Source organism: Nitrospirota bacterium (assembly GCA_040755395.1).
Lineage (GTDB): Bacteria > Nitrospirota > Nitrospiria > Nitrospirales > Nitrospiraceae > DATLZU01.
The window spans coordinates 301,818-318,293 of record JBFMAX010000002.1 but is presented as its reverse complement, the minus strand read 5'-3'; the positions used below and the strand labels follow the sequence as shown (position 1 = coordinate 318,293).

At 56.6% G+C, this 16,476-nt stretch carries 14 protein-coding genes; all 14 read left to right on the top strand.

Annotated elements, in window-relative coordinates; all coding sequences use genetic code 11:
* Positions 1–18 precede the first annotated feature (18 nt).
* The 14 genes from AB1555_05500 (at position 19) to AB1555_05435 (ending at position 16,463) form a co-directional block, all read left to right on the top strand.
* A complete protein-coding gene (locus tag AB1555_05500; protein ID MEW6246151.1) occupies positions 19–822 on the top strand; it encodes a dTDP-glucose pyrophosphorylase in 804 nt (267 codons plus the stop codon).
* Between the two features lie 24 nt (positions 823–846).
* Positions 847–2,151 (top strand): glutamate-1-semialdehyde 2,1-aminomutase, encoded by a 1,305-nt coding sequence (locus AB1555_05495; GenBank protein MEW6246150.1) that lies wholly within the window; start codon positions 847–849, stop codon positions 2,149–2,151.
* 175 nt (positions 2,152–2,326) lie between these two features.
* Positions 2,327–2,869 (top strand): gluconate 2-dehydrogenase subunit 3 family protein, encoded by a 543-nt coding sequence (locus AB1555_05490; GenBank protein MEW6246149.1) that lies wholly within the window; start codon positions 2,327–2,329, stop codon positions 2,867–2,869.
* An 18-nt stretch (positions 2,870–2,887) separates the two neighbouring features.
* Positions 2,888–3,910: a glycosyltransferase gene (locus tag AB1555_05485; protein MEW6246148.1), complete on the top strand. Its 1,023-nt coding sequence runs from the start codon at positions 2,888–2,890 to the stop codon at positions 3,908–3,910.
* The gene (locus tag AB1555_05480) at positions 3,873–5,537 is read left to right on the top strand and encodes a GMC family oxidoreductase (protein MEW6246147.1); all 1,665 of its coding nucleotides are present in this window, start codon (positions 3,873–3,875) and stop codon (positions 5,535–5,537) included. The genes AB1555_05485 and AB1555_05480 overlap by 38 nt, the downstream gene beginning before the upstream one ends.
* 5 nt (positions 5,538–5,542) lie before the next feature.
* Positions 5,543–7,396, top strand: coding sequence for a carbamoyltransferase (locus AB1555_05475; GenBank protein MEW6246146.1), 1,854 nt, complete (start codon positions 5,543–5,545; stop codon positions 7,394–7,396).
* 70 nt (positions 7,397–7,466) lie between these two features.
* Positions 7,467–7,964, top strand: a complete 498-nt coding sequence (locus AB1555_05470) for a hypothetical protein (GenBank protein ID MEW6246145.1) — start codon at positions 7,467–7,469, stop codon at positions 7,962–7,964.
* Positions 7,965–7,996: 32 nt separating this feature from the next.
* Positions 7,997–9,103, top strand: a complete 1,107-nt coding sequence (locus AB1555_05465; protein ID MEW6246144.1) for a hypothetical protein — start codon at positions 7,997–7,999, stop codon at positions 9,101–9,103.
* Between the two features lie 6 nt (positions 9,104–9,109).
* A complete protein-coding gene (locus tag AB1555_05460) occupies positions 9,110–10,585 on the top strand; it encodes an SGNH/GDSL hydrolase family protein (protein ID MEW6246143.1) in 1,476 nt (491 codons plus the stop codon).
* 6 nt (positions 10,586–10,591) lie between these two features.
* Positions 10,592–11,911: a glycosyltransferase family 4 protein gene (locus tag AB1555_05455; GenBank protein ID MEW6246142.1), complete on the top strand. Its 1,320-nt coding sequence runs from the start codon at positions 10,592–10,594 to the stop codon at positions 11,909–11,911.
* 121 nt (positions 11,912–12,032) lie between these two features.
* On the top strand, positions 12,033–13,118 hold the full coding sequence (locus AB1555_05450) for a glycosyltransferase (protein ID MEW6246141.1): 1,086 nt from the start codon (positions 12,033–12,035) through the stop codon (positions 13,116–13,118).
* A gap of 38 nt (positions 13,119–13,156) precedes the next feature.
* Positions 13,157–14,161, top strand: a complete 1,005-nt coding sequence (locus tag AB1555_05445; GenBank protein MEW6246140.1) for a UDP-glucuronic acid decarboxylase family protein — start codon at positions 13,157–13,159, stop codon at positions 14,159–14,161.
* A 14-nt stretch (positions 14,162–14,175) separates the two neighbouring features.
* Positions 14,176–15,420 carry a UDP-N-acetylglucosamine 2-epimerase (non-hydrolyzing) gene (gene wecB, locus AB1555_05440; GenBank protein ID MEW6246139.1) on the top strand — a complete coding sequence of 415 codons (1,245 nt, stop codon included), beginning with the start codon at positions 14,176–14,178 and terminating at the stop codon, positions 15,418–15,420.
* The gene (locus tag AB1555_05435) at positions 15,417–16,463 is read left to right on the top strand and encodes a FemAB family XrtA/PEP-CTERM system-associated protein (GenBank protein MEW6246138.1); all 1,047 of its coding nucleotides are present in this window, start codon (positions 15,417–15,419) and stop codon (positions 16,461–16,463) included. The genes wecB and AB1555_05435 overlap by 4 nt, the downstream gene beginning before the upstream one ends.
* Positions 16,464–16,476: the final 13 nt, after the last annotated feature.

Sequence of the window (16,476 nt, the reverse complement as noted above, 5' to 3'; positions counted from 1 at the left end):
ACCATCAGATTGTTGAAAATGAAACAGACCATCATCAAACAAGAGGTCATCGGGTTGATTCCTGCGGCAGGCTATTCTCGGCGACTCAATCCTATTCCATGCAGCAAAGAAATTTACCCCGTTGGCTTCTCGAACATAGCGAATCAAATACGACCCAAAGCCGTATGCCTATATCTGATTGACAGCATGAGAGAAGCAGGGATTAGAAAGATCCTCGTGGTGATACGCAAAGGGAAATGGGACATCCCTGCCTATCTCGGTGACGGGCATCAGTTCGGAGTCGAGATTGTGTACCGGGTCATGGATGAATCACCTGGACCGCCGTTTGCCTTGGACCATGCATACTCATTTGTCAGGAATGCCACTATTGCGTTTGGATTTCCGGATATCATTGTCCACGCCCCTCAGGCCTTCAGCAAACTGCTCGCCGAATTACAGGACAGCGATGTGGACGTCGTATTAGGGATATTTCCCATTAAGAGAGCCATCAAGGACGATAGAGTTTTGTTAGGGCGGAGAGGGCAAGTGAGAGAATTCGTAGTAAGCACCAGAGGCTCGAACCACCCTCATACGTGGAGTATAGCGGTCTGGGGCCCGCGTTTCACGGATTACATGCACGAATTCATCGAGCGCACAAAAGGACACGCGGGTTTAAGGATTGCAGAAGAACTGACCGTCGGCCATGTCATCGAGCCGGCATTCAACAGCGGCATCCGAATGCGTGGAGTTATGTTTCCCAAAGGGACTTCTTTGGACATCGGAACACCCGACTCCATGAAGGAGGCCGTACTACGATACACAAGCGAAGTTCACACCGAATAAATAAATGAGGCAAAGTGAAACAATATGAACTATGACAAATCCCGTTCTCTCCAGAAACGCGCTCACGCTCTGATTCCAGGTGGTGCGCATACCTATGCCAAAGGGGACGACCAATACCCGGAAGAGGCACCTGGATTCATCCTTCGCGGGGACGGTTCTCATGTGTGGGATGTAGACGGCAATGAATTCATTGAATACGGAATGGGATTGCGCTCGGTCACCTTGGGTCACGCCTATAGGCCTGTTATTGACGCCGCCTATCAGGAGATGTTGCGAGGATCAAACTTCACCCGTCCGCATCCATTGGAGGTTCACTTAGCTGAGGAGTTTCTAAGCGTCATCACCGGGGCCGAGATGGTGAAATTTTCCAAGAACGGATCGGATGTAACCAGCGCAGCAGTAAGACTGTCGCGGGCGTATACGGGGCGCGATTTCGTTGCCATTTGCGCGCAACCGTTCTTCTCCGTCGACGATTGGTTCATCGGGGCTACTCCTATGAACGCCGGTGTACCCAAAGCCGTGCAGCGACTTACGCTGACATTTCAATACAACAGCATCGAAAGCCTGCAGGCCTTATTTCGGCAATATCCAGGCCAGATCGCTTGTGTCATTCTCGAAGCAGAAAAGGATGTTCCGCCGCTGAACGGGTTCCTGCACGAGGTCCAACACCTGTGCAAACAACAGGGAACCGTGTTCATATTGGACGAGATGATTACCGGGTTTCGTTGGCATATCGGCGGCGCACAACAGTACTACGGCCTCACACCGGACCTTTCGGCATTTGGAAAGGCTTTAGGGAACGGATTCTCAGTTGCAGCACTCGCCGGAAAAGCAGACATTCTGCACCTCGGCGGACTTCATCATGACAAAGAACGTGTCTTTTTGCTCTCTTACACCCATGGAGCCGAGACCTGTTCACTCGCTGCGGCTCGCGAAGTCATTCGCACGTATAAGCGGGAACCCGTTATAGAGGTGATGTGGGAAAGAGGGCGCCTATTGAAGGAGGGAGTGCAGAAGGCCATTGAGACCCACAGGCTCCAGGATCACTTCAAGCTGTTAGGTCCCCCTTGTTGTATGGTGTATGCCACCTTCGATCCAAAAAGACAACCATCTCAACCTTTCCGCACGCTCTTTCTTCAAGAAATGATCAGGCGGGGTATTCTCGCGCCTTCCTTCATCGTCAGCTATGCCCATACCGAGCTCGATATTTCTCGCACAGTGGAAGCTGCGCAGGACAGTCTTGGCATTTATCGTCATGCCATCGACGAAGGCATCGAGAAATATTTGGTCGGACGCTCCGTCAAGCCCGTGTGGCGAACGTTCAACTGAACCGAACGTAGCCGAACCGCTTGCTCAGTGATTCTAAAATCTTCTCGCCGTGACAGATCTTCGACTGTGGACCAGACGACAGATTGTGACGTTGGCTCTCGCCCTTCCTCTGGCCGGCGTCGGCCTATTCGGTCTCACTAGGTGGTTTTATAGGTGGTTCCCCTGGAATGGGAGCATGGAAGAACGCTACGTTTCGATCGGCAACCTTGCCGCCACACGTGCGCTTCCCACCGAATCATTTGCGGTCCTTGAGGCACTTGCATCGCTGATCGTGCCAACCGATGGGCATGGGCCTGGCGCCATTGAAGCACGGGTGGCGATCGAGCTTGACAGAACACTGATCGGGAATCCTGCGCGACGAATGCAATACTTCTTGGGACTTCGGGCTTTTGATGACTATGCAAGAACTCGATTTGGCAGCGGATTTCCGACTCTTCCGCACCACCGGCAACTGGAACTGTTGAGCGCGGTCCATCAGGCCGGCGAGCGAATCCATTCTGAAGCCGGTTCGCTGGCCGAGCGAGCGCAACGGAAGATCAGCTATTGGTACTACGCCCGTTGGCACAGACTTCTCCCTCTCATCGAGTTTTGGATTATAGTCAGGGCCGATGTACTGACCGTGTTTTACAGCAGTCGAGAGGCTTGGGATTGGCTCGGATACGATGGGCCTCCTTTCCCGAATGGTTATGTGAACGATCTAAGAACGGCGAATTCTTGAGCGACGAAAGGCATCGCCATGAGCCTGGGCGGTCAACCTGTTGTCAGTGTTTGTCTTCCGACATATAACCGCTCCAAGATGCTTCGCGAAGCGGTCGCCAGCGTCTTGTCCCAAACCCTGCACAATTTCGAACTTATCGTTTCCGACAATGCCTCGGAAGACGATACGGAGGAAGTCGTCAGGTCTTTCAAGGACCCGAGAATCGTCTATATGAGGAACAGTCGCAATATTGGCATGACCGCCAACATTAACAAGTGCTTCGCTACGGCAAAAGGAGAATTCATCGCATTGTGTCCGGACGACGATTTGATGCTCCCTTCCAATTTGGCTCGAAAAGTCGAGTTACTGAAGCGTGTGCCGACGATGGGCCTGGTCCATTCTCGGTTCCACGTCGTCGATGAACATGGAACCATCGTTCGCGCCGACACAAATTGGGGACATGGACCCGAAAGAGAATTGGATGCGGTCGAACCTGGCCGGGTGTTCCTTCGGAGGATGCTCACGGGGTTTTGCGAGGTGAATCCCGTTACGGCGGTGTTTCGACGTGCGTGTTTCGAACGGCTTGGAGGGTTCGACGAATCCTTTCGACACACAGACGACTATGAATATTGGATGAGACTGGCTGTCTATTACGACGTGGGCTATGTAGCCGAGCCATTAGCGATGTGGCGAGTGCACTCACAAACCCATACTAGCAAGTACATGGCCGGCGGCAAAACAGGCTCGAGCGCAGAGAGTCTTCGAGATCAGCTTCGCGCCAAGCACAAAATTCTCAACACATATAAGAGAGACATTGTTGATGCCGAGGAACTTCGGCGACTGGTTCGCTTGGAAACCGGAGAACGAGTCGCCTTTCAGGCCGACTCTATGCTCGATCACGGGACGTGCAAGGCAGAGGTGCGAAAGTTCCTGCGCAGCATGGCGAGAACGTTCCCTTGTCTATTGACCCTGGCCATCTATTGGAAAACACGGCTTAAGGCTTCGATAAACCGCCGTGGCATCGATGCCCTCAAAAAACTGCGGCATTCCATCTCCCACTAAGACGGTCTCATCCTCTATGTCACTTGCCACAACTCGTTCCCGTGTTTCCTTTGATGTAGTTATTGTGGGCTGCGGGGCTGGGGGCGCAGTGGTCGCCAAAAAACTGGCCGACGCGGGCTTATCCGTGGTCGTTCTAGAAGCGGGGCGACGCTTTATCGCGGAGCGTGATTATCATTCCGACCAACCTGATTTCCCGCTCAATGCCGGCCGGATATTTCAGTCACCGGACGACGGCCTTTATACCGCCGGGCCGAAGGGGTTCCGCTATTCCCGAGTCAGAGGCGTCGGGGGCACGACACTGGTGAGTTGGGGAGTGTCGCCTCGTCTCCATGCTTCGGATTTTCACGTCAAAGACCTGGACGGCATTGCCGACAACTGGCCTCTGACGTATGAGGAGGTCGAGCCTTACTACGTCGAAGTCGAGTACGAGCTTGGCATGTCGGGACCGGCTCCGAACGATCAAAATCCGTTTGATTCGCCGAGAAGCAAACCGTTCCCGACTCCGGCTCATCCGATGACCAAAGCTGGACAGCTATTCGCGGCTGGCGCTCGGAAGCTAGGACTCCATCCTTATGTTCCGGCTCTCGCGATGCCGACTGTTCCTTGGGATGGTCGCCGGGCCTGCATCGAAGCCGGGGCATGCGGTTACGGCTGCCGTATAGAAGCCAAATCGAGCGCCGACGTGACGTATGTCCGAAAAGCCGAACGCACCGGACGGGTCGAAATTCGGACGAGCTGTATGGCTCGTGAGATTGCGCTTGATTCCAATGGACGCGCCAAAAGCGTTGTCTATTTCGACCAGAATAGGACGGAGCACTCTGTTGAAGCCCGTGCGGTCGTGCTGGCGGCCAATGCAATCGAAACTCCGCGGCTCCTGTTGTTGAGCACGTCATCTCGGTATCCTTCCGGACTTGCGAACTCAAGCGGACTCGTCGGCAAGTATCTGCTCGATCATCTCGATGCAGGCACCCTCGTGTACCGCGAAGAGCCTCTCGAAGGTTGGAAAGGCGTTCCGGTTTCCGCCATGCTGCAAGATTTTTACGAGACGAATAAGCGGAATCCATTTGTCCGTGGATGGCTCCTTGAGGTTTCCACCGGCGGAAGTTGGCCGATTGCGCTCGCAAGACGAATCGGTGGATGGGGTTCGACCCACAAGGCCGCGATGAAGCGCCGATTCGGTCACGAGCTGTCGATCTTCGCGCAGGGCGAACAGATACCGGACATCCGCAACCAGGTTTTGCTCGATCCAACCATGACGGACCACTTCGGCCTTCCGGTTCCGAAAATCTTGAGCGAAGCAAGAGGAAACGATTTCCCCATGCTCAAGGCGATGAGCCAGAGCATTCGAGAGCTTCTGACGGCCATGGGAGTGAAAGAGGTATTGTCCGAATGGTCGCATCAACCAGGCGCATCTACGCATTACATGGGCTCCTGTCGTATGGGAACCGATCCGCGCAATTCCGTGGTAGATCGGTGGGGGCGCGCGCACGATGTGCCCAATCTTTTCATCGCGGATGGGAGCACGTTCGTGACAGGTGGGGCCGCGCATCCGACCTTGACCTTGATGGCCTTGGCGGCACGAACTTCGGATTACATCATCGAGCGGTTTAAAACAGGAGATATCTAAGAGCTATGGCCATCTACGTGCTGGGCATATCGGCTTTTTATCACGATTCGGCCGCCGCTCTGTTAAAAGACGGCGAGATTCTCGCCGCAGCCCAAGAGGAGCGGTTCACACGCGTAAAACACGATTCCGGTTTTCCTTCCAACGCCGTGATGTATTGCTTGGAGGCCGCCGGAATCCGTGTCGCGGATTTGAATTATGCGGTCTTCTATGAGAAACCGTATGCCAAGTTCGAGCGTTTACTGGAAACGTACTTGCAGTTCGCGCCGGAAGGGTTTCGATCTTTTCGACAGTCGGTCGCCCTCTGGGCAAAACACCGGCTCAGGATCAAGGACGAGATTCTAGAAGGACTTGGCGAGAGCTTTCGCGGCGAACTCTGCTTTACCGATCACCATGAATCTCATGCAGCGAGCACCTTCTTCCCGTCGCCCTTTGAAGATGCCGCGGTCCTGACCCTGGACGCCGTCGGCGGGTGGGGGACAAGCTCGATCGGCATGGGCTGCGGCAACCGGTTGACGTTGACGCACGAGATGCGATTTCCCCACTCGCTCGGCATGTTGTACTCCGCCTTCACCTACTACACAGGATTCAAGGTCAATTCCGGCGAATACAAGATGATGGGCCTGGCTCCTTACGGCCGACCGATCTATGCCAAGCTGATCATGGACAACCTGCTGGAATTGCGTCAAGACGGCTCGTTGTGGCTCGACATGAGTTATTTCAATTTTTGTCAGGGCCTCACGATGACGTCGGACAAGTTTCATGAGCTGTTCGACGGGCCTCCGCGCAAACCGGAAAGCGAAATCACTCAGAAGGAAATGGATATCGCCGCGTCGATCCAGGTTGTCTGCGAGGAAATCGTCCTGCACGCCGCCAGGCATGCCTATCGATTGACGGGCTCGCGCAATCTCGCGATGGCCGGAGGCGTGGCATTGAATTGCGTAGCAAACGGACGGGTCTTGCGGGAAGGACCCTTTCGTTATCTCTGGATTCAACCGGCCGCCGGTGACGCCGGCGGCGCGCTGGGAGCGGCGCTGTTGGTGTGGCATCATCTGCTCGGCCGTCCCCGCTCGGTCGGTCGGAGCGACAGCCAAAAGGGCTCTCTGCTTGGCCCTTCGTTCACGAACGAAGAAATCGGTCTCTATCTGGACTCGGTAGGAGCCGTCTACGACTACGTGCCCGATGAGGAGCAGCTTTTGACGACGGTAGCCGAGCTGATCGCTCAGGAAAAAGTCATAGGGTGGTTCCACGGACGAATGGAATACGGCCCTCGGGCATTGGGCAGCCGCAGCATCATCGGCGACCCACGGTCGCCGCGCATGCAACAGGTCATGAACGTCAAGATCAAGTTCCGCGAATCCTTTCGACCCTTTGCGCCCTGTGTCCTGAAAGAGTTCGCGCACGAAATCTTCGAACTGGAAGAGGGGCAGGAAAGCCCTTACATGCTTCTGGTCGCCCCAGTGAAAGAGCAATGGCGCAGGCACCTGACCGAAGAGGAGCGCCGCCGCATGCAGGATCCGGATCTGCGGATTCGGGTCGCCGTTCCCAGATCCACGTTGCCGGCCATTACTCACGTCGATTATTCCGCCAGAATTCAGACCGTCGATGCCGAGCGGCATGGGCGATTTTATCGTCTCATGCGGCGCTTTTACGATCGGACCGGTTGTCCGGTCGTCATCAACACCAGCTTCAACATCCGAGGGGAACCGATCGTGTGCACGCCGGAAGACGCGTTTCGGTGCTTCATGACGACCGACATGGATTGCCTGATCCTCGAAAACTTCATTCTGATGAAGACGCGGCAACCGGAAGACTCGCTCAACGATGTCGAGGCCTATAAGGCTCAATACGCGCTGGATTGAGGTCCATATGCTTGTCCCTTCGCATCCGCGACGAGCCTGGCTGCAAAGCTTCTGGATCGTCGCATGTTCGATGAGCGGGTTTCTTGTCGGAGGACTCCTTGCGGCTCGACTGGGGTCCATATGGATAGCCGCGGGCGTGCTTGCCGGAGGACTGTTGAGCTACATCGGCTTTCTCTTTCCTGCCGTTACGCTCGGTCCGTACCGACTGTGGTTCCGAATCTCGGATCTCTATTTTCGCGTTGTCCGACTCGCCGTGAAGGCCGTCTGCTTTTTCGTGATCTTCGTGATCGTCGGACGTCGGAAATCGTCCCTTCTTTTTGATCGGCCGACTGAGATGGCGTCGATCTGGCTGCCGCGCAACACACTGCCTGACGCGAATTATCCGCACGAGTACGAGGGCGAGATCGGACCGGCCAGGCCGCGCTCGTGGGTCTCGGTCTATGCGGCCTGGGCACGATCATCCGGGAACGGGTGGGCGATTTCGTTGCTTCCTTTCCTGCTTCTTCTGGCTCTGCTCGAGCCGGAACAGGAACGCGTCTTTCCTGCCGGCATCTACACCCTCTTTTAGGCTTTAAGGCTTTGGCGGAGAGCTCAAGAGCTATGAGTCGATACGGGCTAGCGCTGCTCGCATCAGGGATCGCTCTCGTCGTGATTTCGCCTCTGTTGGTGATCGGGGCTCCTTTCTGGCTGGCCATCGGGCTGATGAGATGGACCGCCCGGAAGATGGAACCTTCTGTGAAACGTTGGCAGGACATTTACGAATTCAATCCGATGCTCGGATGGAAAGCCAAGGGCGATCTCGATTGCCATGTCCTCGAAGACCGTGACGATGTATTTCATGTCGTGACGGATAGATTCGGATGGGCGGGCAGAGCGACGATCTCCGAAAGCGACGTGGTCGTCGTCGGGGATTCTCACGCATGGGGATACGGCGTCGATCATCGCAAGGCGTTCTTCAATCTGAATCCCGGCATGCGGATCAAAGCGATCGGCGCTCCCGGATACAATCTCGTCCAGGAGCTTCTCCTGTTGGAACAACTGGCGCCTCAGCTCAAAGGAAAGTTTGTCGTGTGGTTTGTCTATATCGGCAACGACTTCTCCGACAATCTCACTCCGGAAATGGACGGATATCGAACGCCGTTTGTGCGCCAGGTGAAGGGGGAGAACCGATGGGAAATCGTCACCCGTCATCTCTCACCGGCCAAGTGGACATGCAGCGACAACGTGAAATTGCGCCGTGTTCACGCCGTGCTTGCGGCTCTCCACAGCGAGACATCATTCGCCAAGCGTGCCTACGCAGCCTGTGAGTTTCTCCTGGCCCGAGGCAGCCGCGTCTGCAGAGAGGCAGGAGCGGAACTTGTCGTGATGTCTGTGCCGGCCGTTGTGACGATCAGCGAGTCCCACATGCGCGCCATGTGCGCAGCAAGATCGTTCCATTTGCCTGTTGACCGCAGCTTACCGGACCGCAAGCTGAGCGACATTTGCGCCAGACTCGGAATCCGGTACGAGTCTTTAACACCACATCTTGACCTTCGCCATTACAAGGATCGCGACGATCACTGGACCGAGGAAGGCCATCGACGGGTCGCTGCAGCTCTTTGGGATATGTATCGTCAATACCGGAACGGCGACGGAAGTGTTCGACCGACACACAATGACCATAGACTCGTTTCTGTCTCGCATTCAACGTCCAGCCCGTCGGCATAACCCAACATGACCTATCTATCGGATACCCCCGGCAGAAGCTTCGCCCAACCTTCCCTGAACTGGTCCGTCATTGTCGCTTTGTTTGCTCTGGAAGGCTCATGCGGCCTCGCCCTGTTAGCCCTTTACAAGAAGGGAGAGCAAGGTTTCTCTTCGTTTATTCAGACCAACGCAGGAATGTTCTTCATCATCAGCCTTGCCGTTCTCGCTATCTCGGCCGGATGGATAGGCTGCGCCTACTTTCTCAGTAACAGAAATGCTTTGAGAGCATTTCAGCTCACTGTGGCGATGAACCTAGTGACCGTTATATTTGTTCTGGTATGCAGTGAGCTCGCGGTTCGGGTTCTCGCTAAACGGACTCCGGAAGGCGACGCCATCAACGGCATGCTTTTGTTTCCAAAGAACTGGGACCGGATGCGGAGCCACTACCTCGCAGTATGGAAAAAAGCCTCTGGGGACAATCAGGAAGGGATTACTTCAGACGTCGGCTACGTGGTGTACGATCGAGATCTCGGTTGGTCCATCGGACCCAACCGCAGGAGCGCGAACGGACTCTATTTTTCCAACCCTCAGGGCTTGCGCGCTCCCCGCACCGGTGAGAGCTTTCCTCTGCCTCAGGCCGCACCATGGATCGCCGCGCTAGGAGATTCATTTACATTCGGCGAAGAGGTGGCGTACGAGGACACGTGGGCAGCGCGGCTTGAGAAGCTCTTAGGAGGGCGGTTCGCCGTCGCAAACTTCGGTGTGGCTGGATACGGCGTCGATCAAGCGTATCTTCGTTATCTACGGGATGTACGGCCGTGGCGTCCCACCGTCGCCGTGTTGGGTTTCATCTCCAACAACCTGTTTCGATCGACGACTGTGTATACGTTCCTGAATTTCCCCGAGTGGGAGAATCCGTTTTCGAAGCCGCGTTTCCTTGCGACCGCAGAAGGGCTTCGGCTGCTCAACGTACCCACCATTCCCCCCGCCACGATCTTCTCCAAGTCGGCGATCACCGAACTGCCGTACCTCAGGCACGATATGGGATACACACCTTTGGAGTGGCAGCACGAGTGGTACCACTCCTCTTATTTCGCGCGGTTCCTGCTGACCAGATTTCCTCGATGGACACCTTTAAATGCAAATGCATCTGAAGAAGCGGTATTCTCGCTCAACGAACGAGTCTTGCGTTCTTTCATCGAACAGACAACCGAGTCGGGAACTATTCCCGTCATTGCCTATTTCCCTACTGCGGGAGACTTTCACCCTCAACGGCCCAATTTGACCGGCAAAACGTTTCTCCAACGGACCGGCATCCCTTACATCGATCCGACCTCCTGCCTGTTGCAGGTGCCTGAAGCGGAGCGGTTCCAGCCGGGCGGACATTATTCACCGCGAGGCAATGCTGCCGTGGCCGAATGCCTGGCAGAGAGTCTACGACAAATCACCGCCTTGTCCGGTCGGCAGCCTGCGTACAATGCGGGATCTCAGCCCACGCGATAGATTCCCGTGGCTCTTGCCGAAGCTACCTCACCACCCTCGGAAACGGCGTTGACGCAGACGATGGGAAGACCCTGGAAACTAGCCTGGTGTCACAACGGCGATGCCGGCGGATCCAAGCGGTTCGCTTTCGAAATGGTGCGAGAACTCTCGAAGCGCGGCCACGTGCTCGATGAAGTGATTATTCGCGGTCCTGCAACGGATTCGGACTACTTGCCTCTCAAGCCTTTCGTCAGAACGTCTATGGAGATGATCGTCCATAGTCCCAACCTGTCCCGGTTGCGACCCTACTTGGTCTATTCGTCGGCGTTGCTGGCCTATGCCGTATGGAAGGTTCGTCAACGGCATCGGGACTTTCAGATCCTTGCGGACAAGATCAATAAGTCCGACTATGACTTCGTGCACATCGATCAGTACCCGTTCTGCCGGACCACAAGCATTTTGCCTTATCTTGACCTCCCGACTGTTCTGTACAGTCACGAACCGTCGCCGGCTCGATACCTGAGCGTAAACAGTAATGGGGCCCTGCGAGAGCCCTTTGGGCTTAAGGGCGCGTACACCTTTGTGTGTGAAAACCTTCACCTCCTGGCCGACCATTTGCAAAACAGACACGATATTCGACTGACAAACCACGCGCAAACCATCCTTATCAACTCGCAATATTCCAGAGAGGTGTTCTTCCAAAGATACGGCCGCCTTTCAAGAGTTTGTCATTATGGGGTCGATCACGAAACATTTCGTCCGCTGTCGCTGCCTGTGGAGTCGATGGTCGTCTCGATCGGTCGAATTGTCAAAGCCAAACAACATCACACAGCCATCGAGGCTGTCGGGATGATCGACCGGATTGTAAGACCCCGCATGGTCATCGCGACGCCCGAATCCAAGGACTCCCTCAAAGATCCAACCTACAGGGCCTGGATCGAAAAGTTGGCGAAAGATAAAGGGGTTGCTTTGGAGATCTGGTACAGGCCGAGCCAACACGAACTGGCCAGGCTTTACAACCGGGCGATAGCGTTGATCTTTGTGCCGATCATGGAGCCGTTCGGATTGGTTGCCATAGAAGCGATGGCCTGTGGCACTCCCGTCATAGGAGTGAGAGAAGCGGGCATCAGAGAATCCGTCGTCGATGGGGTAAGCGGAATTCTTGTGGATCGGAACTCCGGAGAAATCGCCGAGGCAATCTTGCGTCTCATGGTCTCTCAGAATCTTCGCGCCTCAATAAGCAAACAGGCGGTCGAGTATGTTCATCGCCGATGGACTTGGCAACAGGCCGCTGACCGTTATGAAAAGGAGGTTGGGAAGCTATTGGAAGGGGTCCGGGGCCTCTGAGCGCCGGACGGCTTTCCCGGTTATCTGACGGCCGTAAATGGGGAACCAGAATACAATGAACCGCGCTGCACCCGTGCATCCTCTTGTGCTTCAGCGTTGCGACCGGTTTGTCGCTCGGACGATGAACTGGCTTTATGATCACCTCCGGTTCGTGCCGAATGTCCGCCAGTTGGTTCTGTGCGATTCGCTGCAAAATCGCGACGAATTTCCAGAGCTGGATGCCTGGTGCGTGAATCCTCACAGTTTCGCCCGCCGGGTCTGGCGAAAACTGGCCGGCCGTCGACCCTATCTTGTGGATCTGATGCGCGTGAAAGCCCGCCGGCCCCGTGTACTGCATTCTCACTTCGGTTACGTCGGGGCGGAAGACCTCGGACTCCAGGAAGCATTGGGCATTCCCTGGCTCGTGGGATTCTACGGGGCCGACGTCTATCAATTGGGCCTCCAACCGCAGTGGCAAGAGACCTATAACCGCCTGTTCGAACGCCTCTCTCATGCGCTGGCTCTCGGTCCGGTGATGGCCGATCAACTGCAGAAGATGGGGTGTCCCTCCGAGAAGGTGAAAGTTCATCCCCTCGGCGTCGAGGTGGACAGTCTGCCGTTTCAACTGCGCGTCCTCCGGTCCGGCGAGCCGTTGAAGCTCCTTTTCGCCGGAACATTCCGCGAGAAAAAGGGGATTCATTACGTCTTGGAGGGCGTTTCGTCGGCGCACCGACGAGGCGTCAAACTCCACCTCCATTTGGTGGCCGGAGAAATGGGCAAGAGCGGAGAGGAGGAAACCCGCGACGCCGCCTTCGCCACGATCAGACGACTCGGGATCGAACATTTGGTCACCTGTTCCCCGCTTCTTCCTTTTCAAGAATTGTTGCGACTGGGCCTGAATTGTCATCTTTTTCTCTCGCCCAGCGTGACCGCGTCCAACGGTGATTGCGAAGGGACTCCGTTCGTCCTGCAACAGATGATGGCCACGGGCATGCCGGCCATCGCCACCGTGCATTCCGACATCCCTTTCATCTTCGGAGACTTGAAGCATTTGCTCGTGCCTGAACGAGATTCGAACGCCATCGCCGACCGGCTGCAATACTACGCCGAGAACCCGGAAGAGTTGATCCCCGATGGGGTCGCCATGAGAAACCGTATCCGCTCCGCGTTCGACGTCCGGCACTGCGCTTCGCAATTGGCCGAGATCTATCGATCGTTGATCGTGTAACGACGAACACAACCTCGAAGAGAGGTAAGGAGGAGTTCATGCGCGTACTGATTACAGGTGGGGCGGGCTTCCTCGGCAGTCACTTGTGCGATGCCTTGGTCGAGCGCGGCCATGAGGTCGTGTGCCTGGACAATTTTTGCACCGGTCGTCCCGACAACATCGCTCATCTCATGGGCCACGAAAGGTTCAGCTTCATTAAATACAACGTATGCGACTACCTGCACATCGACGGACCGCTGGACGCCGTCATGCATTTCGCGTCACCGGCCAGCCCCCAGGACTATTTGGAGATGCCGATCGCCACTCTGAAAGTCGGGGCCTTGGGGACTCACAAAGCCCTGGGTCTGGCCAAAGTGAAGAGTGCGCGGTTCTTGCTGGCCAGCACCTCGGAGGTCTACGGCGATCCCCTCGTGAATCCACAGCCCGAGAGCTATTGGGGCAACGTCAATCCCCTCAGTCCCCGTGGAGTCTATGACGAGGCCAAGCGGTTCGCGGAAGCCATGACCATGGCCTATCACCGCTACCACGGCCTCGACACACGCATTGTCCGGATCTTCAACACCTACGGTCCGCGGATGAGGCCGAACGACGGGCGTGTCGTGTCGAACTTCATCGTACAGGCGCTTCAGGGCAAGCCGCTCACGGTCTTCGGCGACGGCACTCAAACCCGGAGCTTCTGCTATGTGGACGACCTGGTCCGTGGTATCCTCGGTCTGCTCATGACCGACTCGGACAAATCCATCGAGAAGCGGACCGACCGGTCCGGCTTTTTGACCACCCACAAGGAGAGTCCTCCTGAAAGCGTTCACGATCCCATGAACATCGGCAATCCCCGGGAGTTGACGGTCAACGGGATCGCCGAGCTCGTGGTGCAACTCGTTGGGGCGAAGACCGCCATCGAATACGGGCCCCTGCCGGCCGACGATCCTCGCGTTCGACGACCCGACATCCGGCGAGCCAAAGCATTACTCGGTTGGGAGCCTCGGGTCGAACTCGAGGACGGGCTTAGGCAGACAATCGAATACTTCCGGAAGGTTCTCTAAGCAAACGCCAAGTCATGAAGATTCTTTCCGTCGTCGGCGCCCGTCCGAACTTCATGAAAATCGCGCCGTTGATCCGCGAGATGCGGAAGCATCGGCAGATTACGCCGATATTGGTGCATACGGGGCAGCACTACGACATCCAAATGGCGGGCCGGTTTTTTCAGGACCTGGGAATCCCTGATCCTGATGTGTGCCTCGAAGTGGGATCGGGGTCCCACGCCTATCAAACCGCGGAGGTCATGAAACGGCTGGAGCCGGTGATCGAGCGGGAACGACCGGACCTCGTGGCGGTGGTCGGGGACGTCAATTCCACCATGGCGGCCGCGCTGGCGGCCGTGAAGCTTTTGATTCCCGTGGCCCATATCGAAGCCGGCCTGCGCAGTTTCGACCGCACGATGCCGGAAGAGATCAATCGGGTGGTGACCGATGCGGTCGCCGACTTCCTGTTTGTCACGGAGGAGAGCGGCGTGCAGAATCTCCTCGCCGAGGGGGTGGACAAGAACAAGATCTTCCTGGTCGGCAACGTCATGATCGATTCGTTAGAGGCTTCGCGCCGACTCTGGAGTCGATCGGACATCCGCGCGCAATTGAGGCTGACGGCTCGTGACTACGGGGTGGTGACGCTGCACCGGCCCTCCAATGTCGATCATCCCGAGACGCTTCGCCGCATCCTCGACGCGCTCAAGAAGATCGGGCAGTCGTTGCCGATCATTTTCCCCATCCATCCGCGCACGAGGAAAACGCTCGAACACTCCGGCGCCGTCGGTTACGGCCTCCGGCTTGACGCGTCTGCCGTAACGGCCAACGCGGTCTATGGCCTGGATCCGTTAGGGTATTTGGACTTCATGGCCTTGGTCGCCGGAGCACGGCTGGTGCTGACGGATTCCGGCGGCATTCAGGAAGAAACGACCGCGCTCGGCATCCCGTGCCTCACCATTCGAGAAAACACGGAGCGTCCGGTGACCGTGACTCATGGCACCAATCGGCTGGTCGGGGCCTCTCCGGACAAAATCGTCTACGAGACCGAGCGCGTCCTGGCGAGCCCGTATCCGAAGCCGTCGCCACCGCCCTTGTGGGATGGACACGCCTCCGAGCGGATCGTTTCGATCTTGCTCCGGCATCTGGACCCTCAAGGCGGGGGCTCCCACACTCCCGGTCATTCCGCGATCCCGCGCAGGCCTCCCGGCCTAGCAGCGTCCGAAGATTCTCCCGGGACCAACGGAACCGGACGAAGACCGACGCCCTCGCCGGAGCCATGATCTCATCTTCGACAACGGAGATTGTCTTCTGCGGCCCGAGTCATCAGCCGTTGTGGGACGGTTACGTTCAGCAGTCGGCCGCAGCAACCATCAGCCATCAGTTCGCCTGGCAATCCGTCATCAGGGACACCTACGACCATCAGACTCCCTACCTCATGGCCAAAGAGGGCGAAACCGTAAAAGGGATCTTCCCCCTTGTCATGGTGAGAGGTTTCTTCGACGCCTCCCTGACTTCGATGCCGTTTATGGATTACGGCGGTATCTGCGCCGATGATCAGGAGACCGCGCAGGCATTGCTCGATCATGCGATGCGCCTCATGCGCGAGCGGCGATGTCGGGCGCTGGAGATTCGGCAAGCGCTTCCGTTGGTTCACGTCGGCACCCTGCGCTCGGACAAGGCGAGCATGTTGTTGGACCTGTCCGGCGGTATCGACACGCTCTGGCGGTCGTTGCCTGCCAAGGTTCGCAATCAGGTGCGCAAGGCCGAAAAGTCCGGGCTCACCACGATCATGGGCGGGCTTGAACTGCTGGACGAGTTCTACAAGGTCTTTGCCGTCAACATGCGCGATCTCGGCTCGCCGGTTCATTCCCGGACCTTTTTTCGACGGATGGGAACGGCACTGGGTCCCCAGATGCGCGTGATTCTCGTTCGCCACGGGCAGCACACCGTGGGAGGTGGAGTCTGTCTGTTTTTCAAGGACACGATGCTCGTCCCGTGGGCTTCTTCGCTGAGGGAACACTTCGCCAAATGCCCGAACAATCTCCTGTATTGGGAGGCCATTCAACATGGATGCAAGCACGGATACCGGACGTTCGACTTCGGTCGATCCTCTGTGGGCTCTGGGACGTTCGAGTTCAAGAAACAGTGGGGCGCCCGGCCTCTAACACTCCCTTGGCGACTGCTGACGCAGGACGGCGGATCCGGTTCAACGCTGTCAGCCAGTGACGTGAAATACCGCTTGCTTGCAGAAATCTGGCGCAGACTGCCGGTGAGCGTCTCGAGAGTTCTTGGACCGCGTATTCGCAAACACCTCACAAACTAAGCGCGAATGTCCC

What these genes read in the sequence shown, in the direction of transcription:
- AB1555_05450 (MEW6246141.1), top strand. Translation starts at nt 12,033, where the DNA reads ATGAACTGGCTTTATGATCACCTCCGGTTCGTGCCGAATGTCCGCCAG.
- AB1555_05475 (MEW6246146.1), top strand. Translation starts at nt 5,543, where the DNA reads ATGGCCATCTACGTGCTGGGCATATCGGCTTTTTATCACGATTCGGCC.
- wecB (MEW6246139.1), top strand. Translation starts at nt 14,176, where the DNA reads ATGAAGATTCTTTCCGTCGTCGGCGCCCGTCCGAACTTCATGAAAATC.
- AB1555_05500 (MEW6246151.1), top strand. Translation starts at nt 19, where the DNA reads ATGAAACAGACCATCATCAAACAAGAGGTCATCGGGTTGATTCCTGCG.
- AB1555_05485 (MEW6246148.1), top strand. Translation starts at nt 2,888, where the DNA reads ATGAGCCTGGGCGGTCAACCTGTTGTCAGTGTTTGTCTTCCGACATAT.
- AB1555_05435 (MEW6246138.1), top strand. Translation starts at nt 15,417, where the DNA reads ATGATCTCATCTTCGACAACGGAGATTGTCTTCTGCGGCCCGAGTCAT.
- AB1555_05490 (MEW6246149.1), top strand. Translation starts at nt 2,327, where the DNA reads ATGGAAGAACGCTACGTTTCGATCGGCAACCTTGCCGCCACACGTGCG.
- AB1555_05495 (MEW6246150.1), top strand. Translation starts at nt 847, where the DNA reads ATGAACTATGACAAATCCCGTTCTCTCCAGAAACGCGCTCACGCTCTG.
- AB1555_05460 (MEW6246143.1), top strand. Translation starts at nt 9,110, where the DNA reads ATGACCTATCTATCGGATACCCCCGGCAGAAGCTTCGCCCAACCTTCC.
- AB1555_05445 (MEW6246140.1), top strand. Translation starts at nt 13,157, where the DNA reads ATGCGCGTACTGATTACAGGTGGGGCGGGCTTCCTCGGCAGTCACTTG.
- AB1555_05465 (MEW6246144.1), top strand. Translation starts at nt 7,997, where the DNA reads ATGAGTCGATACGGGCTAGCGCTGCTCGCATCAGGGATCGCTCTCGTC.
- AB1555_05470 (MEW6246145.1), top strand. Translation starts at nt 7,467, where the DNA reads ATGAGCGGGTTTCTTGTCGGAGGACTCCTTGCGGCTCGACTGGGGTCC.
- AB1555_05480 (MEW6246147.1), top strand. Translation starts at nt 3,873, where the DNA reads ATGCCCTCAAAAAACTGCGGCATTCCATCTCCCACTAAGACGGTCTCA.